At 69.6% G+C, this 23,366-nt stretch carries 20 protein-coding genes; 12 read left to right on the forward strand and 8 right to left on the reverse strand.

Annotation, left to right across the window (positions count from 1 at the left end):
* Positions 1 to 111 precede the first annotated feature (111 nt).
* The gene (hydA, locus tag CLV71_RS10210; protein WP_133902393.1) at positions 112 to 1,497 is read left to right on the forward strand and encodes a dihydropyrimidinase; all 1,386 of its coding nucleotides are present in this window, start codon (positions 112 to 114) and stop codon (positions 1,495 to 1,497) included.
* 12 nt (positions 1,498 to 1,509) lie between these two features.
* The gene (locus CLV71_RS10215; protein WP_133902394.1) at positions 1,510 to 2,508 is read left to right on the forward strand and encodes a TIGR03842 family LLM class F420-dependent oxidoreductase; all 999 of its coding nucleotides are present in this window, start codon (positions 1,510 to 1,512) and stop codon (positions 2,506 to 2,508) included.
* A gap of 82 nt (positions 2,509 to 2,590) precedes the next feature.
* On the opposite strand, the gene CLV71_RS10220 is transcribed toward CLV71_RS10215, so the two are convergent.
* Both CLV71_RS10220 and CLV71_RS10225 read right to left on the reverse strand, forming a co-directional pair.
* Complete coding sequence (locus CLV71_RS10220) at positions 2,591 to 3,109, reverse strand: DUF4231 domain-containing protein (RefSeq protein ID WP_133902395.1); 519 nt, start codon at positions 3,107 to 3,109, stop codon at positions 2,591 to 2,593.
* A 35-nt stretch (positions 3,110 to 3,144) separates the two neighbouring features.
* Positions 3,145 to 3,870, reverse strand: coding sequence for an SDR family oxidoreductase (locus CLV71_RS10225; RefSeq protein ID WP_133902396.1), 726 nt, complete (start codon positions 3,868 to 3,870; stop codon positions 3,145 to 3,147).
* Between the two features lie 75 nt (positions 3,871 to 3,945).
* Between CLV71_RS10225 and CLV71_RS10230 the strand changes: the two genes are divergently transcribed.
* On the forward strand, positions 3,946 to 4,542 hold the full coding sequence (locus CLV71_RS10230; RefSeq protein ID WP_166664025.1) for a TetR/AcrR family transcriptional regulator: 597 nt from the start codon (positions 3,946 to 3,948) through the stop codon (positions 4,540 to 4,542).
* Positions 4,543 to 4,788: 246 nt separating this feature from the next.
* Here the strand turns inward: CLV71_RS10230 and CLV71_RS10235 are convergent, their stop codons facing one another.
* From CLV71_RS10235 to CLV71_RS10250, 4 genes are all read right to left on the reverse strand, one after another.
* Positions 4,789 to 5,706 carry a hypothetical protein gene (locus CLV71_RS10235; RefSeq protein ID WP_133902398.1) on the reverse strand — a complete coding sequence of 306 codons (918 nt, stop codon included), beginning with the start codon at positions 5,704 to 5,706 and terminating at the stop codon, positions 4,789 to 4,791.
* A complete protein-coding gene (locus CLV71_RS10240; RefSeq protein ID WP_243866334.1) occupies positions 5,696 to 6,217 on the reverse strand; it encodes a SigE family RNA polymerase sigma factor in 522 nt (173 codons plus the stop codon). The genes CLV71_RS10235 and CLV71_RS10240 overlap by 11 nt, the downstream gene beginning before the upstream one ends.
* A gap of 65 nt (positions 6,218 to 6,282) precedes the next feature.
* Complete coding sequence (locus tag CLV71_RS10245; RefSeq protein WP_243866335.1) at positions 6,283 to 6,540, reverse strand: hypothetical protein; 258 nt, start codon at positions 6,538 to 6,540, stop codon at positions 6,283 to 6,285.
* Positions 6,533 to 6,967: a hypothetical protein gene (locus CLV71_RS10250; protein ID WP_133902400.1), complete on the reverse strand. Its 435-nt coding sequence runs from the start codon at positions 6,965 to 6,967 to the stop codon at positions 6,533 to 6,535. The genes CLV71_RS10245 and CLV71_RS10250 overlap by 8 nt, the downstream gene beginning before the upstream one ends.
* A gap of 81 nt (positions 6,968 to 7,048) precedes the next feature.
* Between CLV71_RS10250 and CLV71_RS10255 the strand changes: the two genes are divergently transcribed.
* The 3 genes from CLV71_RS10255 to CLV71_RS10265 all read left to right on the forward strand — a co-directional run bounded on the left by CLV71_RS10255 (position 7,049) and on the right by CLV71_RS10265 (position 11,133).
* Entirely contained in the window at positions 7,049 to 7,993 is a 945-nt protein-coding gene (locus CLV71_RS10255; RefSeq protein ID WP_133902401.1) for a GlxA family transcriptional regulator, read from the forward strand.
* Positions 7,994 to 8,084: 91 nt separating this feature from the next.
* Complete coding sequence (rocD, locus tag CLV71_RS10260) at positions 8,085 to 9,284, forward strand: ornithine--oxo-acid transaminase (RefSeq protein WP_133902571.1); 1,200 nt, start codon at positions 8,085 to 8,087, stop codon at positions 9,282 to 9,284.
* Between the two features lie 139 nt (positions 9,285 to 9,423).
* On the forward strand, positions 9,424 to 11,133 hold the full coding sequence (locus CLV71_RS10265; protein WP_133902402.1) for a carbohydrate-binding module family 20 domain-containing protein: 1,710 nt from the start codon (positions 9,424 to 9,426) through the stop codon (positions 11,131 to 11,133).
* Here the strand turns inward: CLV71_RS10265 and CLV71_RS10270 are convergent.
* Positions 11,130 to 12,203 (reverse strand): LacI family DNA-binding transcriptional regulator, encoded by a 1,074-nt coding sequence (locus tag CLV71_RS10270; RefSeq protein ID WP_133902403.1) that lies wholly within the window; start codon positions 12,201 to 12,203, stop codon positions 11,130 to 11,132. The genes CLV71_RS10265 and CLV71_RS10270 overlap by 4 nt on opposite strands.
* On the reverse strand, positions 12,200 to 13,717 hold the full coding sequence (locus CLV71_RS10275) for a glycoside hydrolase family 13 protein (protein WP_133902404.1): 1,518 nt from the start codon (positions 13,715 to 13,717) through the stop codon (positions 12,200 to 12,202). Before CLV71_RS10275 ends, CLV71_RS10270 begins: the two co-directional genes overlap by 4 nt.
* A gap of 118 nt (positions 13,718 to 13,835) precedes the next feature.
* Between CLV71_RS10275 and CLV71_RS10280 the strand changes: the two genes are divergently transcribed.
* The 6 genes from CLV71_RS10280 (at position 13,836) to CLV71_RS10305 (ending at position 23,365) form a co-directional block, all read left to right on the forward strand.
* Entirely contained in the window at positions 13,836 to 14,840 is a 1,005-nt protein-coding gene (locus CLV71_RS10280) for a LacI family DNA-binding transcriptional regulator (protein ID WP_133902405.1), read from the forward strand.
* 101 nt (positions 14,841 to 14,941) lie between these two features.
* Positions 14,942 to 16,234, forward strand: coding sequence for an ABC transporter substrate-binding protein (locus CLV71_RS10285; protein WP_133902406.1), 1,293 nt, complete (start codon positions 14,942 to 14,944; stop codon positions 16,232 to 16,234).
* A 1-nt stretch (position 16,235) separates the two neighbouring features.
* Positions 16,236 to 17,207: a carbohydrate ABC transporter permease gene (locus CLV71_RS10290; protein WP_243866336.1), complete on the forward strand. Its 972-nt coding sequence runs from the start codon at positions 16,236 to 16,238 to the stop codon at positions 17,205 to 17,207.
* Positions 17,204 to 18,016 carry a carbohydrate ABC transporter permease gene (locus tag CLV71_RS10295; protein WP_243866337.1) on the forward strand — a complete coding sequence of 271 codons (813 nt, stop codon included), beginning with the start codon at positions 17,204 to 17,206 and terminating at the stop codon, positions 18,014 to 18,016. The genes CLV71_RS10290 and CLV71_RS10295 overlap by 4 nt, the downstream gene beginning before the upstream one ends.
* A gap of 115 nt (positions 18,017 to 18,131) precedes the next feature.
* Entirely contained in the window at positions 18,132 to 20,405 is a 2,274-nt protein-coding gene (gene yicI, locus CLV71_RS10300; protein WP_133902407.1) for an alpha-xylosidase, read from the forward strand.
* On the forward strand, positions 20,402 to 23,365 hold the full coding sequence (locus CLV71_RS10305; RefSeq protein ID WP_133902408.1) for a glycoside hydrolase family 3 C-terminal domain-containing protein: 2,964 nt from the start codon (positions 20,402 to 20,404) through the stop codon (positions 23,363 to 23,365). The genes yicI and CLV71_RS10305 overlap by 4 nt, the downstream gene beginning before the upstream one ends.
* The last annotated feature ends 1 nt before the right edge of the window (position 23,366 follow it).

The following is a 23,366-nucleotide window of genomic DNA, read 5'->3' on the forward strand; positions in this document are numbered from 1 at the left end:
AGCTGGCGGAGCGAATCATCGATGTGCAGGACGGCACCTCGACCGCGGAGGGCCCCGGAGTAGCGGAGCCTGCGGAGCGTTCCGGTGCCACGCAGCGGGCGAGGGGGTGTGATGCGGACGCTGATTCGCAACGGGACGGTCATCAACGCCGGTGGCACGCTACGCGCCGACGTGCTGGTGGAGGGCGAGAAGATCTCCGCCATCACCGCGCCCGGCGTGATCGAGACGGCCGACGCCTACATCGAGGCGGACGACAAGTACGTGCTGCCCGGCGGCATCGACGCCCACACCCACATGGAGATGCCGTTCGGCGGGACGTTCTCGGCGGACACCTTCTTCACCGGGACACGGGCGGCCGCGTGGGGCGGCACGACGACGATCATCGACTTCGCCGTGCAGGCCAAGGGCACGTCGCTCTTGTCAACTCTCGACAAGTGGCACGAGAAGGCGGACGGCCACTGCGCCGTCGACTACGGCTTCCACATGATCGTCTCCGACGTCAACGACCAGTCGCTGAAGGAGATGGAGTCCTGCATCGACGCAGGCGTGAACAGCTTCAAGATGTTCATGGCCTACCCCGGCGTGTTCTACGCGACGGACGGCGAGATCCTGCGTGCGATGCAGAAGGCGGCGGGCACCGGCGCGACGGTCATGATGCACGCCGAGAACGGCATCGCGATCGACGAGCTGGTGGCGCAGGCGATCGCGGAGGGCCGCACCGACCCGGTGGAGCACGGGCTGACGCGCCCGCCGGAGCTGGAGGGTGAGGCGACGTCGCGTGCCATCCAGCTGGCGCGGGTGACCGGCGCACCGCTGTACATCGTGCACCTGTCGGCGTCGCAAGCGCTTGCGGCCGTCGCGGCGGCACGCAACGACGGCCAGAACGTCTTCGCGGAGACGTGCCCGCAGTACCTGTACCTGTCCATCGAGGACCTGGCGAAGCCGGACTTCGAGGGGTCGAAGTACGTGGCGTCGCCGCCGCTGCGGCCGAAGGAGCACCAGGCCGACCTGTGGCGTGGGCTGCGCACCAACGACCTGTCGGTCGTGTCGACCGACCACTGCCCTTTCTGCTTCAAGGACCAGAAGGAGCTGGGCCGAGGGGACTTCTCGAAGATCCCCAACGGGATTCCCGGCGTCGAGCACCGGATGGACCTGCTGCACCAGGGCGTGGTCGCGGGGGAGATCACGCTGCAGCGGTGGGTGGAGGTGACGTCGGCGACACCTGCCCGCATGTTCGGGCTCTACCCGCGCAAGGGCGTGATCGCGCCGGGCGCGGACGCGGACATCGTCGTGTACGACCCGGCCGTGCGGCAGACCCTCGGTGTGGCAACGCACCACATGGCCGTCGACTACTCCGCCTACGAGGGCATGTCGATCACCGGCGGGGTGTCGACCGTCCTGTCGCGAGGGTCCGTGGTGATCTCCGACGGGGAGTTCCACGGCCACGAGGGACACGGCCGGTTCCTGTCGCGTGAGCTGTCGCAGTACCTCGTCTGATTGGGATCTGGCATGGACTTCGGTGTGGTGCTGCAGACCGACCCGCCCGCGTCGGCGGTCGTCGACCTGATGGTGACGGCCGAGCAGCAGGGCTTCTCCTACGGCTGGACATTTGACTCGGTCGTGTTGTGGCAGGAACCGTTCGTGATCTACTCGTCGATCCTCGCGGCCACGTCCTCGCTGGTCGTGGGGCCTATGGTGACCAACCCGGTCACCCGGGACTGGTCGGTCACGGCGTCACTCTTCGCGACCCTGAACGACATGTACGGCAACCGAACGGTGTGCGGCATCGGCCGGGGTGACTCAGCGCGACGGGTCATCGGACAGAAGCCTGCGCCGCTGTCGGTGGTGCGTGATTCCATGCACGTCATCCGCGAACTCGCGGAAGGACGGGAGGTTTCACACCATGGCACACCGGTACGCATTCCCTGGGTACGGGACGGCCGCCTGGAGATCTGGATGGCGGCGTACGGCCCGAAGGCACTGCAGCTGGTCGGCGAACACGCCGACGGTTTCATCCTGCAGACGGCCGACCCCGCGATTACCCGGTGGACGATCGAGTCCGTCCGAGCCGCCGCCCGCGCCGCGGGCCGCGACCCGGGCGGCATCACGATGTGCGTGGCCGCGCCCGCGTACGTCGGGGAGGACGTGGCGCACCAACGCGACCAGCTGAGGTGGTTCGGCGGCATGGTCGGCAACCACGTGGCCGACCTGGTCGCCCGCTACGGCGAGTCGGGCCCGGTCCCGCACGAGCTGACGGAGTACATCCGAGGGCGCGAGGGCTACGACTACGCACACCACGGCAAGGCGGGCAACCCGTCGACGGACTTCGTCCCCGACTCCATTGTGGACAGGTTCTGCCTGCTCGGACCCGCGTCGGCACACGTCGACCGCCTGACCGAGCTGGCGGAGCTGGGCGTCGACCAGTTCGCCGTCTACCTGATGCACGACCAGAAGGAGCAGACCCTGGCAGCTTACGGCTCGGAGATCATCCCGAAACTGACCGCGTGACCGCTGTGTGACCGCATCGTGGCGGCGCACCCGGCACCGGCGACGGCCTGACCGCGCCGCACGGGTCGACACGCAACGGTGGTCATCCCGCGAGTGGCGGGGTGGCAGGGTCGGGTTTGGCGTTGGGTGGCTGCGGGTTCTCGAGACCCATGCGACGGCCGGCCCATTGCCTGCCGCCGCGTTCGGCGAGGGCTTCGACGCGCACCACCAGGACGCTCGCGGCGTCCGCGGTGTCGTAGGGCGCGACGGCGGTGACGTACAGCGCCGCCTCGCGTTCGATCGCGTAGCCGATCTGGCTGTACTCCACCCAGTTCTCGTTGAGGCCGAAGGTGGAGCGCAGCGCGGTGGCGACGAGCACGACCGCCCCCAACGTGGCGATCACCGGCGCGGCGGCGTCCGCGGCGGCGGCCACGGGGATGGCGGCCGAGGCGATGATCGCGAGGCCCTCCATGGACCCGTACCAGAGCTTCGCCCGCTGCGAGTACCGCTTGTACCACCGCCACTTCGCCAGCACCGTCACCGGCAGGGGCTGGTCGTCGCGGCGGGCGGCCACCAGCCAGTGCTCGGCGAGATCGCCGTCGGTGTTCCGTGCCCACTTCATCCGTCGCCTCCGTGGTCGCCTTGTGCACCGGCACTTTAGGCCTGCGCGGTCGGGCGGACGACCACCTCGCCGACGTCGATGTCGGCGGGCTGCTCGACGGCGTAGGCGATGGCCCGTGCCACGGCGTCCGGCGGCATGGCCATCCGGTCGCGGGACTCGGCGAGCTCGGCACGCACGGCCGGGTTGGTCATGGTGTCGGCGAAGTTCGTCCTCGTCATGCCCGGCGAGATGATCGTGACGCGCAACCGGTCGCCCGCCTCCTGGCGCAGGCCCTCGGAGACGGCGCGGACGGCGAACTTCGTGCCCGCGTAGACGGCCATCGCCGGGGAGACGCGGAGCCCGGCGGTCGACGCGACGTTGACGAAGTGGCCGCCGCCCTGGTCGCGGAACACGGGCAGGGCGGCGGCGATGCCGTGGAGCACGCCCTTGAGGTTGACGTCCACCATGGCGTCCCATTCGTCGACACGCAGGTCGTCGAGCGGCGAGATCGGCATGACGCCCGCGTTGCTGACCAGCACGTCGAGCCGGTCGAACCGCTTGCGAGCCAGCGCGACGAGGTCGGCGACGTCCGCGCGCCGCCGCACGTCGACGGCGAGGTAGGCGGCGTCGCCGAGCCGGTGGGCGAGTGCGGCCAGCCGCTCCTCCCGGCGTGCGCCGAGTACGAGCTTCGCACCATGTTCGGCGAGCAGGACCGCGGTCGCCTCGCCGATGCCGCTGCTGGCCCCCGTGACCGCGACAACCTTCCCTTCGATTCCAGGCATACCCAATCCAATGTTAGAGGTCTCTTACATCAATCGAGTGTAAGTTACCTCTTACATCGATGGCAAGGAGGGCTGGTGGCCACGCGTGCGAAGTACCACCACGGGGACCTGCGTACCGCCCTGGTGGACGCGGCGCTGGAGCTGATCGCGGAACACGGCCTCGAGGCACTGTCGGTGGCCGAGGCCGCACGCCGCACGGGGGTGAGCGCCGCCGCGCCCTACCGGCACTTCCCCACCAGGGGTGACCTGCTGAGGGCCGCCGCCATCAGGGCGGCGGAGCTGCTGGTCACCGACCTACGCGCGGCGGTGGCACGCGCGACATGCCCCGGTGAACAACTGGCGGAGACCGCACGCGCGTACGTCCGGTTCGTCATCGAGCACCACGCGGGTCTGGACCTGATCTTCGACGCGCGTCTGCGGGTGGGCGACCAGGCCCTGGCCGAGGCGGGCCGCGCGGTGATGAACGTCCTGCTGCCCGTCGCCATGGACATCACCGGGGACGCCCACGCCGCGCTGGACCTCCTGGAGAAGTACACGGCCGCGGCCCACGGCTACGCGGCCCTGCACCTGAGCGGCTTCCTGCGTGGGCGCGCACCGGAGGTCGAGACCATCGCCGACCGCGCCGCCGAGATCAGCGCGGCCCTGACCCGAGCGGCCGGTCACAGCGGATGAACCCGCGGAAGTCGCGCCGCGACCCACTCGATCAGCGACCGCGCGGCACCGCGGCCACACTCAGCCTCGTCGAACAGGTCCTGGAGACAACATGCCTCGACCGACCACGGGGTCGCGTGACGGAGGTAGTGCGCGATACCGACCAGCCGACCGTCGAGCCAGGCGCCAACAGGGCCACGTGTCGCGATCCTGCGAGGCCACCCGCCGGGCGTGATCTCCGTTCCTCGACGAGAGCAGCGCTGACGGTCAACCCACTATGGCCAGGCCCAGGTCGGCGAGTTGTGCTTCCGTCAGCGGCAGTGTCGGCCGTCCGGCGCCGACCCGGTCCGGGTGCCCGGGATCCGCCGGGTTGGTGGCGAAGTCCGGACTGCCGAAGTTCCGCACCGACAGTGCGTACAGCTGTCCGTCCGGCCGGTAGATCCGCAGGGTCTGGTCGAGCGACACGAACGGTTCGCTCGGCGCCACGTCGTAGATCTGCAACACCGTCCCGTCCCCCAACACGCGCCGTTTCGGTGCCTCACAGTTGGACAGGTCGTACGCCTGGTCGTCCGCAGCCGTCAGTGGATCACCGGTGAACCGGCCGACGGAGAACACCACGCTGCCGGTGCCCCCGGCGTCGGACACGTCGGCGGTGTAGGTGAACGCGTCGTGAGTGTTCGGCCTGGTGGACGTCATTTTCAGCTCGACCAGCAGGCCCACCGTCGCGTCATCGGCCACCGCGGTCAGAGCCTGCCGGACCCGTTGTTGCAGGTCCGGCAGGTCGGCACGGACGCTGTCCAGGTCGCGGCCGCTGGTGTCGGACGTGTCGCAAATCGGCACCGGCTCGATCGGCCGCCCGGCCGGTGGTGGTGCGGTCGGCGCCGGAGTCCACGTGGTGTATGGCGAGTGCGCCGGTAGGTCGGCCCGCGGCCACGGCGCCTCGGTCGGGGTCGTCCCGGTCGCGGCGACGTCCTGACCGCCGGAGGCCAGGGCTCCCGCGCTGACGGCCACCGTGACCACACCGGCGACCGCGGCCACCGCCGCCAGTGCGGCGCCGAGCTGTTGGCGCCGACGACGCCGCCGACCACGGGCGACCGCGTCGGTCAGCCCGCCGTGCGGTCCTGGCGGGGTCTGTTGCGCCAGTTCGGCCCGCAGCGCGGCCCCGAGATCTTCCTCAGCCCACATCTCGCACGCTCCGCTCCGGTGTCTCGACGTCGCGGTATGCCGCCCGCAACGCCTGTATCCCTCGTGACAGTTGACTTTTGACGGTGCCCGTCGAGCACCTCAGTTCCTGCGCGACCTGCTCGACGGGCAGGTCGTGGACGATGCGCAGCACGAGCGTGGCCCGCTGCCTCGGTGGCACGTTCTGCAGTGCCGCCAGCAACGACTGCTGGTCGTCGACGCGCCCCACGTCGTCCCTCGTCTGGTCCGGCCGCTCGGGCGTCTCGGCGACCAGGCGTTCCTTCGCGCGGCCCCGCCGCCTGGCGTCGAGGAAGAGCCGGACGAGGGTGGTACGCAGGTAGCCGTCCGCGTTGCCGTCGGCCACGCGTGCCCATTTCGGATACAGCCGGACGAAGCTTCCCTGGGCCAGTTCCTCCGCCTCGACCCAGTCGCCGCACAGCGCGTACGCGGTGCGCAGCGCCCCCACGAACCGCGCCGAGTAGAAGTCGGCGAAGTCGTCATCTGAACCGGCCACCGGCATCCTCCAGCAGTTCTTGGACGGGACAAGAACGCGGTCCGCCCATGGGAGGTTGCACGCGGCTACGAAGGCGCTGCGAGCCTGCGAGCGACCAGCAGCCCCCCGATCCCCGGCAGCAGGGCCACGACCTTCGTCCGCGCGGGTGCCGAGGGACTGCGGAGGGTGGCGACCACGACGAACAGGTAGGCACACCCGTGGGTCGGGCCGCCGAGTGACGTGATCACCGGCAGGTGGACGGTCGCCAGGTTCACCAGCAACACCAGCAGCGTGACCAGCTCGGTCGCCGCCACCCACCGGAACAGCCGCACGGCCTCACGCACCCGTCGTCGAGCCGGGGCGGACGATCATCAGCACGGTCACCGTCGCCCACAGCAGGTTGAAGATCCCCGTGGACATGCCGAGACGTGTGGTGACGCGGGTCAGCACGGCCCCCTCCGACACGTCGAGCAGCTTCGCCTGCCCCGGCAGCACCTGGAACACCAGCACGGCGGCGGCCACCGCGGTCAGCCCGATCGACACGAGCAGCCACACGTCACCGAGCACCCCGAGGCTGCTCGCCGTGGCGAACCCGAACACGGGCACCGCGACGCCGATCCCCGCGTAGACCCGGCAGATCCGGTGCAGCAGGCGCACCTGCTCGGCTGGCCCGCGCCGGACGACGGCGGGGAACATGCTGGCCGCGACGGTCACCGGCCCCACGGCCAGGATCGCGGCGAGCACGTGCAGGGACAGCAGGACCTTGGTCACGGCTCCGACGCTAGTGATCACCCGCCGCGCCGGGAATCGGCGAGAATGACAGTCATCAACGGATTCTCGCCAAGGGGTCTCATGCACACCATCGCCGTGCTCGCGCTGGACGACGTCATCCCCTTCGACCTGGCCACCCCGGTCCAGACGTTCGGCTTCACCCGCACGCCCGACGGCGGCCCCGCCTACCGCGTGCTGGTCTGCGGCACGGCCACGGTCCGGACCGAGACGTTCACCATGCACCCGCACCGGGGCCTCGACGCCCTCGCGGAGGCGGACACGATCATCGTCCCCGGCCACGACAACCACGGTGCCCCCACGCCACCGGAGGTCCTCGACGCCCTCCGCGCGGCCGGGGCGAGGGGCACACGCATCGCCTCGATCTGTGTCGGCGCCTTCATCCTGGCCGAGACCGGCCTGCTGGACGGCCTGCGTGCGACCACCCACTGGCTCGCCGCGGCCGAGCTGGCGGCCCGCCACCCGAAGGTGGACGTCGACCCGAACGTCCTCTACGTCGACAACGGACAGTTCCTGACCTCGGCGGGGGCGGCGGCGGGCCTCGACATGTGCCTGCACCTGGTCCGCCGCGACCGGGGCTCGTCGGTGGCCGCCGACACCGCCCGCCTGTCGGTCATGCCGCTGGAACGGGAGGGCGGTCAGGCGCAGTTCATCGTCGCGGACCAGCCCGCGCTCCCCCGGGGCACCGAGCTGGAGCCGCTGCTGCGCTGGCTTTCGGACAACGCGTCGACCGACCTGACGCTGGCCGACATCGCCACCCACGCCGGCATGAGCACGCGCACCCTGAACCGGCGCTTCCGCGAGCAGACGGGCACGACGCCGCTGAGCTGGCTGCACCGCGAACGCGTCCGGCATGCCCAGTACCTGCTGGAGAACACCACCCACCCCATCGACCGGATTGCCAGCGAGGTGGGCTTCGGTTCCCCGACGGCCTTCCGCGAACGGTTCAGGCGCGTGGTCGGCACGAACCCCAACTCCTACCGTGCGGCATTCGCAACGAACAGCTGACATCGCGTGCGACGACGCAACGAACCGGCGCTCAACGCAAGGGTCTGCGGATGAAATCGCCAGTTCACGGGCTTAACCTGTTCACATGTCGATGACTGCCGCAGACTTCGTCACGCTCGACGAGCAGTGGAGCACGCACAACTACCACCCGCTGCCCGTGGTGATCGCTGCGGCGGAGGGCGCGTGGGTCACCGACGTGGACGGAAGACGGTATCTGGACTTCCTGGCCGGGTACTCGGCGCTCAACTTCGGCCACCGGCACCCCGCGCTGGTCGCCGCGGCCGTCGAGCAGCTCGGGCGGGTGACGCTGACCAGCCGCGCGTTCCACCACGACCAGCTCGGTCTGTTCTGCCGCGAGCTGGCCGAGCTGACCGGCACCGAGATGGTGCTGCCGATGAACTCGGGCGCGGAGGCCGTCGAGTCCGCGCTCAAGGTCGCCCGCAAGTGGGCCTACCAGGTCAAGGGGGTGCCGGACGGCGCCGCGGAGATCATCGTCGCGGGCTCGAACTTCCACGGCCGCACCACGACGATCATCTCGTTCTCGACCGACGACACCGCCCGCGCCGGCTTCGGGCCGTACACGCCGGGGTTCCGCGTCGTGAAGTACGGCGACACCCAGGCGCTCGCCGACGCGATCACCCCGCGCACCGCGGCCGTCCTCGTCGAGCCGGTGCAGGGCGAGGCGGGGGTGCTGACCCCGCCGACCGGCTACCTGCGCGAGGTGCGCCAGCTCTGCACCGACAACGACGTCCTGCTGATCGCCGACGAGATCCAGTCGGGCCTCGGCCGGACCGGCACGCTGTTCGCCTGCGAGCACGACGGCGTCACCGCCGATCTCTACACCCTCGGCAAGGCACTCGGCGGCGGCATCCTGCCGGTGTCCGCGGTCGTCGGCCGCCGTGACGTCCTGGGCGTCCTCCAGCCCGGCGAGCACGGCTCGACCTTCGGCGGCAACCCGCTGGCCTGCGCGGTCGGCCGCGCGGTGCTCGAGCTGCTGCGCAGTGGCGACTACCTGGCCCGGTCGGCGTCGCTGGGCACCCACCTGCACGCGCGGCTCGGCTCGCTCGTCGGCCACGGTGTCGCGGAGGTCCGCGGCCGTGGTCTGTGGGCGGGCGTCGAGATCGCCCCGGGCGGCCTGACCGCCCGTGAGGTGAGCGAGGAGCTGATGCGACGCGGCGTGCTGTGCAAGGAGACGCACGACACGACGCTGCGGGTCGCGCCGCCGCTGATGATCTCGCGGGCGGACCTGGACCTCGGCGTGGACACGATCACCGAGGTGCTCGCTCGCTGACCCGTGCGGTTCGAGCCGCACCCGATGCCGACGGCCCGCGCACGTTTCCCGGCGCCTGACCGTTTACAGCCGCCTGTCTCCGGGGCTAGCCTGCAAGAAGTTTCAGCAACTTGCGAAAGGCTCAACGAGGAGACCAAGCATGAGGCGAACCCTGCCCGCGATCGTGCTGTCGGTCGTGGCGTCTCTCTGCACCGGTGGCTTCGGCGCCAGCACCGCGAGCGCGGACACCGGCGTCCCCAACGGCGACGTGATCGCCAACCTGTGGTCCTGGAACTGGAGATCGGTCGGCGCGGAGTGCGTCAACCAGCTCGACCCGGCCGGCTATGGCGCGGTCTGGGTCGCCCCACCCGGCGAGTCGCTCAGGAACCCGAGTGGTGTCTGGTGGGACATCTACCAGCCCTACAGCTACAAGCTGAACTCACGCTTCGGCACACAGTCCGACTTCACCGCCATGATCAACACCTGTCACGGCGTCGGCATCAAGGTGTACACGGACGCGGTGGTCAACCACACGGCCGCGCAGACCGGCGTCGGCTACGACGGCACGACGCTGTCCGACAAGTACGACCCGGTGATGTACGACCGGGGCGAGTACAACGTGGACGTCTGCGACCACGACATCGCGAACTGGGGCGACCAGTGGGAGGTCCAGAACTGCGAACTGGTCGACCTGCCGGATCTCAAGACGGGGCTGGAGAGTGTCCGGAGCAAGCTCGCGGGCTACCTGAACTCCCAGGTAGCGCTCGGCGTCGACGGGTTCCGCGTCGACGCGGCCAAGCACATCCCCGTCGCCGACCTGTCGAACATCGTGGGACGCCTGCGGAACACGACCTCCGGCGCGAGGCCGTACGTGTTCCTCGAGATCTTCCCCGGTGAGCCGCCGTCGGCAAGCTCGTACTACGGCACTGGCGACGTGCTCGACTTCGCCTACGGCGACAAGCTGAAGTCCGCGTTCCAGGGCAACATCGCGTCGCTGTCCTCGTTCTCACAGGGGTTGCTGCCCGCCGCGAACTCGGTCTCCTTCGTCACCAACCACGACACCGAGCGCAACGGCGAGCACCTGACGTACAAGGACGGCGCGACCGCCGTGCTGGCCAACGTCTTCCAGCTCGCCTACCCGCACACCACGCCGACCGTGTACGCGGGCTTCCAGTTCGGCAACAACGACCAGGCGCCGCCGAACTCGAACGGCTTCGTCACGGACACCAACTGCGCGAGCGGCTGGTACTGCCTCGACCGCGACCAGGCCGTGCGCGGCATGGTGGCGTTCCACAACGCGGTCGGGAGCGCCTCGCTGGTGAACTGGCAGTCACCAGCGGCGAACGTGATCGGCTTCGGCCGCGGCTCGGCGGGTTTCGTCGCGATCAACAACAGTGGCGCCGCGTACACGGGCCAGTTCACGGTGAACCTGGCGAACGGCACGTACTGCAACGTGATCACGGCGTGCGCGACCGGTGTCACGGTGTCGGGTGGCCGGGCGACGCTGACCGTGCCGGCGAAGTCGGCCGTGGCGTTCCACACCGGCGGCACGCAGACGCCGCCGACGAGCGTCACGGCGAACTACACGCTGCAGGCGGAGACCGTGTTCGGCCAGAACGTGTTCGTGGTGGGGAACGTCCCGGCGCTCGGCAACTGGGACCCGGCCGCGGCGGTACCGCTGACCACCAACTCGAGCACCTACCCGAGGTGGAACGGGAGCGGCTCGCTGCCGTCGAACACGGACATCGAGTACAAGTTCGTGATCAAACAGGACGGTCAGCCGGTGATCTGGGAGACCGGCGCCAACCGCACCCTGCGCACCCCGTCCTCCGGCGCGGTGACCGTGGACGGGGGCACGTTCCGGCGCTAACCGGAACGTGGTGGGGCGGCCCGAGGACGGGTCGCCCCACCCCTCACTCCCGTGGCCGCTCTTCGGGCCGCTGTCGAGCCGCGGACCACCAGTTCCGGCAGGAAGACGAACTCCGCGTGCGGGGCCGGGGTGCCGCCGATCTCCTCCAGCAGCGCGTTCACCGCGGCCTGGCCCATGGCCTCGACGGGCTGGCGCAGCGTCGTGAGCGGCGGGTCGGCGAAGACGATCAGGGGCGAGTCGTCGAAGCCGACCACCGAGACGTCCGACGGCACGGCGAGGCCACGCTGGCGTGCGGACCGCACCGCGCCGAACGCCATCAGGTCGCTCGCACACACGATCGCCGTGCATTCCTTGTCCAGCAACGCGGCCGCGGCCGCCTGCCCACCCTCCACAGTGAACAGCGAGTGCTGTACCAGCCCTTCCGCCTCCTCCGCCGTGTACGGCAGAGCCGTGCGCATCTGTTGGACGAAGCCCTCCACCTTCCGCAGCACGGGGACGAACCGGCGTGGGCCGACCGCGAGGCCGATGCGTTCGTGGCCCAGCTCCACCAGGTGCGAGATCGCGAGCCGCATGGCCGCGCGGTCGTCCGTCGACACGAAGGGCGCGGACACCTTCTCCGTGTACCCGTTGATCATCACGAACGGGACGCCGCGCCCGGCCAGCTTCACGTAGCGGTCCATGTCCGCGGTCGAGTCGGCGTGCAGGCCGGACACGAAGATGATGCCCGTCACGCCGCGGTCGACGAGCAGCTCGGTCAGCTGGTCCTCGGTCGAGCCGCCGGGGGTCTGCGTGCACAGCACCGGGGTGTAGCCGCGTGAGGTCAGCACCTGCTCGATCACCTGCGCGAGCGCGGGGAAGATCGGGTTCGACAGCTCCGGGGTGATCAGGCCGATCAGCCCGGCACTGCGCTCACGCAGGCGTGGCGGACGCTCGTAGCCGAGCACGTCCATGGCGGCGACGACCGCCTGGCGTGTCGCCGCGGACACGCCGGCCTTCCCGTTCAGCACCCGGCTGACCGTCGCCTCGCTGACGCCTGCCTGCGCGGCGATGTCACTCAGGCGGGCGTTCATGCCCACCACAGAGCGGTGTCCGGTGGCAAGAGGACCTCCCCTCCTTCGAGGCCGTGGTACGAGGATGCCACCAACACCTCGCCGGGCTCGGCGAGACGCGCGCCGGAGGGCCCGAAGTTCACGACGCAGTGGAACTCGCCCCTGCGGAAGCCCAGCAGGCCCTCGGGCAGGTCGAGCCAGGAGAACTCGCCGAACGGCAGCACCCGCCGCAGCCGCAGCACCTTGCGGTACAGGGACAACATCGACTCCGGCGACCCGTGCTGCTCGGCGGCGGACAGCTTCGCCCACGCCTCCGGCTGCGGCAGCCACCCCGGCCCGGCGCCGAACCCGAGGGAGGGCCCGGTGCTGGTCCACGGGATCGGCACGCGGCATCCGTCGCGGCCGCGGTCCGTGTGGCCCGACCGCTCCCACACCGGGTCCCGCAGCGCCGACTCCGGCAGGTCGAGCACCTCGGGCAGGCCCAGCTCCTCGCCCTGGTAGACGTACGCGGAACCGGGCAGCGCCAGCATCAGCAGCGCCGCCGCCCGCGCCCGCCGGAGTCCCGTCTCGCCGCCGCCGTAACGCGTGACGTGCCGCTGCACGTCGTGGTTGGACAGCACCCAGGTCGGGGGCACGCCGGTCGACAGCATCGCGTCGATGACCGGGCGCATCGCGTCGGCCGCCCAGTCCGCCCGGAGGAAGTGGAAGTTGAACGCCTGGTGCAGCTCGTCGGGCCGCGCGTAGTTGGCCGTGCGCTCCGGGGTCGGCGCCCACGCCTCCGCTACCGCCATCCGGTCCCCCGGGTACGCGTCGAGGACCCTGCGCCACTCGCGGTAGATGTCGTGCACGCCGTCCTGGTCGAAGTACGGCAGCGGCGCGTCGCTCAGCAGCTCGCTCTGGTTCTCGCGGCCGGCGTCAGGGAGCCCCTCGGCCTTCACCATGCCGTGTGCGACGTCCACGCGGAACCCGTCGACGCCGAGGTCCAGCCAGAACCGCAGGATGTCGAGGAACTCGGTCCGCACGGCCGGGTTCTCCCAGTTCAGGTCGGGTTGCTCCGGCGCGAACAGGTGGAGGTACCAGCTCCCGTCCGCGACCCTCCGCCAGGCGGGGCCGCCGAAGACGGACTGCCAGTCGTTGGGTGGCAGCTCCCCCCGTGCCCCCTTGCCCTGCCGGAAGACGTAGTGGTCACGCAGCCCGGCGCGGAACCACTCGTGCTGGTCGCTGGTGTGGTTGGGCACGATGTCGACGATCACCCGCAGGCCCAGCTCGTGGGCGTCGTGGATCAGGCCCGCGGCGTCGTGGAGCGTGCCGAAGAGCGGGTCGACCGAGCGGTAGTCGGCGACGTCGTAGCCGCCGTCGGCCATCGGCGAGGAGTAGAACGGGGTGAGCCAGACGGCGTCGACCCCGAGGTCCGCCAGGTAGGGCAGCCGGGAACGCATCCCGGGCAGGTCGCCGACCCCGTCGCCGTCGCCGTCGGCGAAGCTCCGCACGTACACCTGGTAGACGACGGCCTCGCGCCACCACTCCTGAGTCATAGGCGTATGAAAAACCTTGCACGGACTTTCGGCAAGCGCGGGGATTGCCGAAAGCTGGGAGCGCTCCTATCCTTCATCGTCGAAGCGATTCGACAGTCTCCTGGGACAGGTGGGCACCGTGGCCAAGATCGAGGACGTCGCACGGCACGCCGGGGTCGCCCCCAGCACCGTGTCCTACGTCCTCAGCGGTAAGCGGTCCATCACGCAGGAGACCCGCGAGCGGGTCCTCGCCAGTATCAAAGCACTCGGCTACCAGCCCCACGCGGGTGCCAGGGCCCTCGCGAGCAACCGCAGCAACGTCGTCGCGCTGGTGGTGCCGCTGCGCAGCGGCATCCACGTGCCGGTGATCATGCAGTTCGCGACGTCGGTCGTCATCACGGCCCGCGAGCACGACCACGACGTCCTCCTGCTGACCCAGAACGAGGGCGAGGCGGGGCTGCGCCGCGTCGCGGGCACGTCACTGGTCGACGCGATGATCATCATGGACGTCGAGCTGGACGACCCGCGCATCCCGGTGCTCAGGGAGCTCGACCGCCCCTGCGTGCTGATCGGGTTCCCGTCCGACACCGACGATCTGACCTGCATAGACCTCGATTTCACGGCGGCAGGCGCCGCGTGCGTCGACCACCTCGCCGCACTGGGTCACCGCAGGATCGCACTCGTGGGCTCCCCGCCGGAGGTCTACGAGCGCAAGACCGGCTTCGCGACCAGGATGAACGCCGGGATCACCGAGGCCGCGGCACGGCACGGCGTCGAGATCAGCATCCACCCGTGCGAGGCGACGGCGGCGGGCGCCAGGAAGATCGCCGCCGAGCTGCTCGCCGAGCACCCGGACCTGACGGCGGTCGTGGTCCACAACGAGCCGGTCGTCGGGCCGCTCCTGTCCGCCTTCCGTGAGGCGGGCCGGTCCGTGCCGGACGACCTGTCCGTCGTGGCGATCTGCCCCGACGACCTGGCCGAGCACGCCATGCCCGCCCTGACCTCCGTGGCGATACCGGCCGAGGAGGTCGGCCGCCAGGCCGTCGGACTGCTGATGGCCAAGCTCGCGGGCAGGCCCGTGCCCGCCGCCACCCTCCTGCCCCCTCGGTTGACCCCCCGAGCCAGCACCAGCTCCCCCAGGTAACGACCCGACTACCCCGTCCCCGCCCGCCACGCCCGTCGTCGAAGCGATTCGACGAACCAGACATTTCGCTCACCCTTCTTCCAGGACCGGGAGGAACAACGATGTTCAAACCAGGAAAGGCCTTACTTGCGGCACTTCTCGTGGGCGCCACCGCCCTCGCCGGGTGCGGCAGCGACGCGGCCGACGGCAACCCCAACGAGCTGCGCCTGTGGCACTACGAGGGCCCGGACAGCGCGATGGGCAAGGCGTGGGACGCGGCGATCAAGGAGTTCGAGAAGAGCCATCCAGGCGTGAAGGTGAAGTTCGAGGAGAAGGGCTTCGAGCAGATCCAGAAGAGCGCGCAGATGGTGCTGAACTCCGACGAGGCACCGGACATCATGGAGTACAACAAGGGCAACGCGACCGCGGGCCTGCTGTCCAGGCAGGGCCTGCTGACCGACATGTCGTCGGAGGTCACGAAGCACGGCTGGGACAAGCTGCTCAGCCCGAGCCTGCAGACCACGTGCAAGTACGACGAGCGTGGCGTGATGGGCGGCGACAAGTGGTTCGGCGTACCGAACTACGCCGAGTACACCATGGTCTACTACAACAAGAACCTCTTCACCCAGCACGGTGTCGCGGTGCCGACGACGTTCGACGAGCTGGTCGCGGCCATGGAGAAGTTCAGGCAGGCAGGCGTGACGCCGCTGTCGCTCGGCGGCAAGGAGTACCCGGCGCAGCAGCTGCTCTACCAGCTCGCACTGTCCAAAGCGGACAGCAAGTGGGTGAGCAGCCTCCAGCAGTACACCGGCGACGTCGACTTCCACGACGAAGCGTGGACCTACGCCGCGACGACCTTCGCCGACTGGGTGAAGAAGGGCTACATCGCCAAGGACGCCGCGGGCATCGACGCGGAGAGCATGGGTGTGGCGTTCATGGACGGCAAGTTCCCGATGATGGTGTCGGGCAGCTGGTGGTACGGCCGCGTGCAGTCCACGGTGAAGGACTTCGAGTGGGACTCGTTCCTGTTCCCCGACAGTGACCTCGCGCTCGGGTCGAGCGGGAACCTCTGGGTGGTGCCGGAGAAGTCGAAGAACAAGGACCTGGCGTACGACTTCATCGACATCACCATGAAGAAGGCCAACCAGAACCTGCTGGGCAACTCCGGCGGCATCCCGGTGGCGGCCGACGCGTCCGCGATCACCGACCCGAAGAGCAAGACCCTCATCGAGAACTACGAGAAGCTCGTGGACCGCGACGGCCTCGGCTACTACCCGGACTGGCCTGTGCCCGGCTACTACGACGTGCTCGTGTCCGCGACGCAGAAGCTGATCAACGGCACCGCGTCCCCTGACCAGGCACTCGACGAGCTGGCCGGTCCGTACGAGGAGAACCTCGCGAACGTGGGGAAGTGACGTGTCGGTGACCCAACGCCCCGAGGGTGCGCTGCGTGATCCCGGCGCCCTCCGGGACACGCGGACGCCCTCTCGGGTCGGGGGGCGCCGGGTCGAGCGGAGCGGCGGGTACGTCCCCTACCTCATCCCGGGGGTGCTGCTGTTCGTCGCGGTGATCGCGGTGCCGCTCGTGATGAACCTCGGCATCAGCTTCACCAGGTGGCAGGGTGTCGGCGACCCGGACTGGGTCGGGTTCGACCAGTACCAGAAGCTCTTCACCGACGAGACGTTCTGGCTCTCCTTCCGCAACAACCTCGCGCTCGTCGTGGCGATGGCGATCATCCCGACGATCCTCGGGCTCCTGCTCGCCGCGGCGTTGTTCGACGTCGTGTCCAAGAAGTACCCGCGCACCACCACCACGCTGCGGGCGGCGTTCTACCTGCCGCAGGTGCTGCCCGCGGTCGTGGCGGGGGTCGTGTGGGGTTGGATCCTGCACCCGGAGAACGGCGCGGCGAACGCCTTCCTGCGGCTCGTCGGGCTCGACTCGTGGGCACAGAACTGGCTCGGTGACGAGAGGACCGCACTCCTGTCGGTGATGGGTGTGCTCGTGTGGATCCAGATCGGCTACCCGCTGGTGATCTTCATGGCGGGCCTGCAGCGCGTGGACCCGCAGCTGTACGAGGCCGCGGCGCTCGACGGGGCGTCGTGGTGGCGGCGGCTGTGGTCGGTCACCGTGCCGCAGATCCGGCAGGAGATCTTCGTGGTGCTGCTGACGTGCACGATCGCGGCGCTGAAGTCGTTCGACAAGATCTTCGTGCTCACCGGCGGCGGCCCGGGCGGGTCGACGCTCACGCCCGCGTACTTCTCGTACCGGAACTTCTTCGTCAGCAACAACGTCGGCTACGGCGCGGCCATCGCCACGGTGCTGGCGGCCGTGATCGTCGTGCTGTCGTTCCTGTTCCTCCGCGCACAGAACAAGGAGGACGCGTCGTGACCAGGCGGCTCGTGCTCGGCGTGACGTCGGTGCTCGCGCTCGTCACGTTCTTCCCGTTCCTGCTCGTGCTGATGAACGCGGTGAAGTCGCCGCAGGACTACACGACGAAGGGTCCGCTCGGCCTGCCGACCGGGATCTACCTCAAGGGCGTCACGGACTTCTGGCTGCGCGTCGACTTCGGCGAGAAGCTGTTCAACAGCACGGTGATCGCCGGCTCGGTGGCGGTGCTTGCGGTCCTGGTCGCGATCTTCATGTCCTACGCGCTCGGCATCGGCCGGGTGAAGGGCCGCACGTGGATCATCGCGGTCTTCCTGCTGGCCAACCTGATGCCGCAGGAGGCGCTCGTCTACCCGCTGTACTACCTGACGAAGGAGGTCGACCTCTACGACACGAAGCTCGCGGTGGTCATCATCTTCACCGCGATCCAGAGCGCGTTCGGCGTGTACCTGCTGTCGTCGGTGCTCTCCACGTTCCCGAGGGAGATCATCGAGGCGGCGCGGATCGACGGCGCGAACCGGTGGCAGGTGCTGTGGCGGGTGGTGGTGCCGCTGTCGTGGCCGACGCTGTCGGTGCTGCTGGTGTTCTTCTTCATCTGGACGTGGAACGAGTTCTTCATCCCGATGATCATGCTGGTCTCCAACGACAACCAGACGGTCCCGGTCGCACTCGGTGTGCTGCAGGGGCAACGGCTCATGGACGTCACCGCGCAGAGCGCGTCCGCGCTGCTCGGCATCCTGCCGGCGGTGGTGTTCTTCCTGATCTTCCAACGGACACTGACGCGGGGCATCGCGGTGGGAGCGGTCAAATGAGCGGAGCTTGCGGAGCGAACCAACAACACTCACGACGCCACCTCGAACGCGGAGGGCGCCGGAGTAGCGGAGCCTGCGGAGCGTTCCGGGGCCGCGGAGCGGGCGAGGTGGCGTCGTGAAGTTCACTGACGGGCACTGGATGATGCGTGAGGGCGTCACGCCTACCTATGCCGTCCAGGTGCTCGACGTGGCGGCGACGGCCGAGGGGATGCGGATCCTCGCGCCGACCTACCCGGTACGCAACCGGCGTGACCTGCAGAGCGGGGCGGTACTCACCCTCGACGTCACCGCGCCGATGCCGGACGTCATCGGTGTGCGGATCGCCCACCACGCTGGTGGTTCGCGCAAGTCACCCCAGTTCGAGCTGTTCCCCTCGGGCGGCACCCCGGAGACCGATGTCGACGACGAGACCGCCGTGCTCGCCTCCGGCGCGCTGTCGGTTCGGGTGCGCCGGGCCGAGCCGTGGCTGGTCGAGTTCGTGGCGAACGGGCGGACACTCACCTTCGCGGGCGCCAAGGACACCGCCCTGATGTCCACTTCGGACGGCGGTCGCCACGTCGTGCAGCGGTTGGGCCTGGGGGTCGGGGACGCCGTGTACGGGATGGGTGAGCGGTTCGGCCCGCTGGTGAAGAACGGCCAGGCCGTCGACATCTGGAACGCCGACGGCGGCACGTGCACCGAGCAGGCGTACAAGAACGTCCCGTTCTTCCTGACCAACGCGGGCTACGGCGTGTTCGTGAACTATCCCGGCTCGGTGTCGTTCGAGGTCGGGTCCGAGGACGTGTCGAAGCTCCAGTTCAGTGTCGAGTCCCAGTCGATGCAGTACTTCGTGATCTACGGTCCGACACCGAAGGAGATCCTCTCCAAGTACACGGCACTGACCGGCAGGCCCGCGCTGCCGCCCGCCTGGTCGTTCGGGCTGTGGCTGTCGACGTCGTTCAACACCGACTACGACGAGCAGACCGTGACCTCGTTCATCGAGGGCATGGCCGAGCGCGACCTGCCGCTGTCGGTGTTCCACTTCGACTGCTTCTGGATGCGGGAGCTGTCGTGGTGCGACTTCGAGTGGGACCCACGCGTGTTCCCCGACCCGCGCGGGATGCTGGCCCGGCTGAAGTCACGCGGCCTGCGGGTGTGCGTGTGGATCAACCCGTACGTCGCGCAACGGTCGGCGTTGTTCGAGGAGGGCAGGGCACGCGGCTACTTCCTCAAACGCCCCAACGGTGACGTGTGGCAGTGGGACCTCTGGCAGCCGGGACTCGCGATCGTCGACTTCACCAACCCGGAGGCCTGCGAGTGGTTCGCGGCCAAGCTGGACGCCTTGCTGGACATGGGGGTCGACTGCTTCAAATCGGACTTCGGCGAGCGGATCCCCACCGACGTCGTCTACTACGACGGCTCGGACCCGACGGAGATGCACAACTACTACACCTACCTCTACAACAGGACGGTGTTCGACCTGCTGCGCAAGCGGCGGGGCGAACGCGACGCCGTCGTCTTCGCGCGGTCGGCGACCGTTGGCACACAACAGTTCCCGGTGCACTGGGGCGGGGACAACCTGTCCACGCCGCAGTCCATGGCCGAGTCGCTGCGTGGCGGCCTCTCACTGACCATGTCCGGCTTCGGGTTCTGGAGCCACGACATCGGCGGCTTCGAGGGCACCCCGGAGGCGTGGCTGTTCAAGCGCTGGATCGCGTTCGGGCTGCTGTCCTCGCACAGCCGCCTGCACGCCAACTACTCCTACCGCGTGCCCTGGGCGTTCGACGAGGAGGCCGTGGACGTCCTGCGCCTGTTCACGAAGCTCAAGGCGACGCTGATGCCCTACCTGTACCAGGCGGCCCGCGTCGCGCACCTCGAGGGCGTGCCGGTGATGCGGGCCATGGTCGTCGAGTTCCCTGACGACCCGGCGTGCGTGCACCTGGACCGCCAGTACCTGCTGGGGACGGACCTGCTCGTGGCGCCGGTGTTCACGGAGGACGGACGGGTCGAGTACTACGTGCCGGACGGGGAGTGGACGCAACTCCTGTCCGGCGAGACCGTCACCGGACCCCGGTGGGTGCGCGAGGAGCACGGGTTCGCCAGCGTGCCGCTGCTCGTGCGGCCCGGTGCGGTGCTGCCGGTCGGCGCCGTCGACGACCGGCCGGAGTACGACTACGCCGACGGCGTCACCCTGCGGGTCTTCGGCGACCTCGCCGAGGGCGCGACCGTCACCACCGAGATCCCCACCGTCGCGGGCGATGTCGCCTGCGTGTTCACCACCACCCGGCGTGGCGGCTCCGTGCACGTCACCGTCGACAACCCGCCCGCGAACTGGCGGGTCCAGCTCGGCAGCTCGACCCCTGTTTCCGCTTCCGGCTCATCCATCACCGTCGATGTGGAGCACCAATGAGAATCAGACCGCGCATCGCACTGGTCCTGCTCACCGCGTTAGCCGGTTCCCTGGTCGCCACGCCCGCCGACGCGGCGCCCGCCTACCCGTTCCGCGACCCGCGCCTGTCCGTCGAGCGACGGGTCGACGACCTGCTGGGACGTCTCACGCTCGACGAGAAGATCTCCCTGCTGCACCAGTACCAGCCGGCCATCCCCCGGCTCGGCATCGACAGGTTCAAGACGGGAACAGAGGCGCTGCACGGGCTCGCGTGGTCGACGGACGTCAACTCCACGCCAGACCCCGGCGCTGTGCGGACCGCCACGGCGACGGTGTTCCCCCAGTCCGTCGGGCTGGGCTCGACGTGGGACCCGAAGCTCATCGAGCGGGTCGGCTCGGTCGTCGGCGACGAGACCCGCGGCTACAACTCCGTCGATCCGGACGTGTGGGGCCTCAACACGTGGGCGCCGGTGGTGAACCTGCTGCGTGACCCGCGCTGGGGCCGCAACGAGGAGGGCTACTCCGAGGACGCGTACCTGACCGGCGTGATCTCCACGGCCTACGCGGGTGGCATGAGCGGGCCCGACCCGCGCCACCTCAAGACCGCGCCGACGCTCAAGCACTACCTGGCCAACAACAACGAGGTCATGCGCGACCGGACGTCGTCGAACCTGCGGCCCAGGGTGAAGCGCGAGTACGACGAACTGGCGTTCAAGCCCGCAATCGAGAACGACGCGGCGACCGGCGTGATGGCCGCGTACAACCTGGCCAACGGCAGGCCGATGACCGTGAGCCCCGACCTCGACGACGTGGTGCGGACCTGGACCGACCAGGAGCTGATGAACGTCACCGACGCGGGCAACCCCAACAACCTCACCGGCAGCCAGGCCTACTACCCCACCCTCGCGGAGGCCGACGCGGCCACGCTGAAGGCGGGCGTCGACAGCTTCACCGTGGACAACACCAACGGCACGCCGACCACCGACGCGGTGAAGGCCGCGCTGGCGCAGGGCCTGCTCGCGGTGTCCGATGTGGACGACGCGGTGCGGCACATCCTCACGATCCGCGTCCGGCTCGGCGAGTTCGACCCGGGTGGCGGCCCGTACGGTGACATCACGATGGACGTGGTGAACAGCCCGTCGAGTCGGCGCCTTGCTCGGCAGGCGGCGGGCGAGGCCATGGTGCTGCTGAAGAACTCGCGCGGCGCGCTGCCGCTGTCCGGCTCGGCGAAGAAGGTCGCGGTCGTCGGGCCGCTGGCCGACACGCTCTACACCGACTGGTACTCCGGCAGGATGCCCTACCAGGTGACCCCGAGGGCGGGCATCACCGAGCGGCTCGGCGGTGCGGGCACGGTCACGGGCAACGAGGCCGTCGACCGGATCGCGTTGCGGGAGGCCGGCTCCGGCCGGTACGTGACCGCGGGGTCCGGTGTGGACGGTGCGAACCTGACCGTAGGCGGCACGGCCGCGGGCGCGACCGAGCAGTTCGACGTGTTCGACTGGGGCCAGGGTGTGCTGACGCTGCGCAGTGTCGCCAACGGCAAGTACGTCGAACGGGCCGACTACGGCGCGACCAGTCCGTTCGTGAACCGCGCCCCGCAGCCGAGGGACTGGTTCGTGCAGCAGCAGTTCACGCTCGAGGACGCGGGCGACGGCACGTTCGTGATCAAGTACGTCGGCTTCGAGACGCCGAACGACTGGGAGGGCCCCAACAACTACCTGACCGTGGCGGCTGACGGCACGCTGGTCCTCGGCTCCCCCGACGCGGCGGGCGCCGCCCGGTTCACCAAGGAGACCCTCTCCAGCGGTGTCGACAGCGCGGTGGCGGCCGTGACCGGCGCGGACGCGGCGGTCGTCGTGGTGGGCAGCATGCCGTTCATCAACGGCCGCGAGGACCACGACCGGACCACGATGGCACTGGCGGAGAGCCAGTCCGCGCTCATCAGGGCGGTTCAGAAGGCGAACCCGCACACCGTCGTGGTCGTGGAGAACAGCTACCCGACGACCCTGAACTGGGAGCAGGACAACGTCCCCGCGATCCTGTGGACCACGCACGCCGGGCAGGAGACCGGGCACGCGATCGCGGACGTGCTGTTCGGCGACGTCAACCCGGCGGGCCGGGTCACGCAGACCTGGTACCGCTCCGACGCGGACCTGCCGAGCATCCTCGACTACGACATCATCAAGGCCGGGCGCACGTACCAGTACTTCGACGGCACCCCGCTCTACGCGTTCGGGCACGGCCTGTCCTACAGCGAGTTCCGCTACGGGACCGCCAGGGCGACCCAGCGGCACGGCGTCGTCGAGGTGCGCGTGCCGGTGACCAACACGTCGCGCCGCGCGGGCGACGAGGTGGTGCAGCTGTACACGCACCAGCGGACCTCGCGCGACCCGCAGCCCAACCAGTCGCTGCGGGCGTTCGACCGGGTCCACCTCCGGGCGGGTGAGACGAGGACCGTGACGCTGCGGGTTCCCGTCCGGGACCTCGCGCACTGGGACGTCACCCGCGGCAGGTGGGTGGTCGAGACCAGCACGTACGACCTGCTGGTCGGAGCGTCCTCTTCGGACATCCGGACACGGTCGTCGGTTCGGGTGAACGGCGAGACGATCCCGCCCCGCGACCTGACCCGCACGACCAGGGCGGTCGACTTCGACGACTACGCGGGCATCGACCTGGTGGACACGTCGAAGGTGCGAGGCGAGTCGGTCGGTGCCACGATGGGTGCCTGGGTTTCGTTCCGGAACTCAGACCTTCGGCACGCGACGAGCTTCACCGCGCGGGTGGCAGGCGGTGCCGGCACCATCGAGGTCCGCCTCGACGGCCCGACCGGGCCACTCGTCGGCACGGCGACCTTCGCCGGGACGGCGGACAAGTACGCCTACACGCAGGTCTCAGCGGGCCTGCGGAAGGCCGACGGACGGCACGACGTGTTCCTCGTGTTCGGGGGGAACCTGCGTGTCGACACCTTCACGGTGAGGTGAC

It is taken from the genome of Actinophytocola oryzae, from assembly GCF_004364325.1.
Taxonomy (GTDB): Bacteria; Actinomycetota; Actinomycetes; order Mycobacteriales; family Pseudonocardiaceae; genus Actinophytocola; species Actinophytocola oryzae.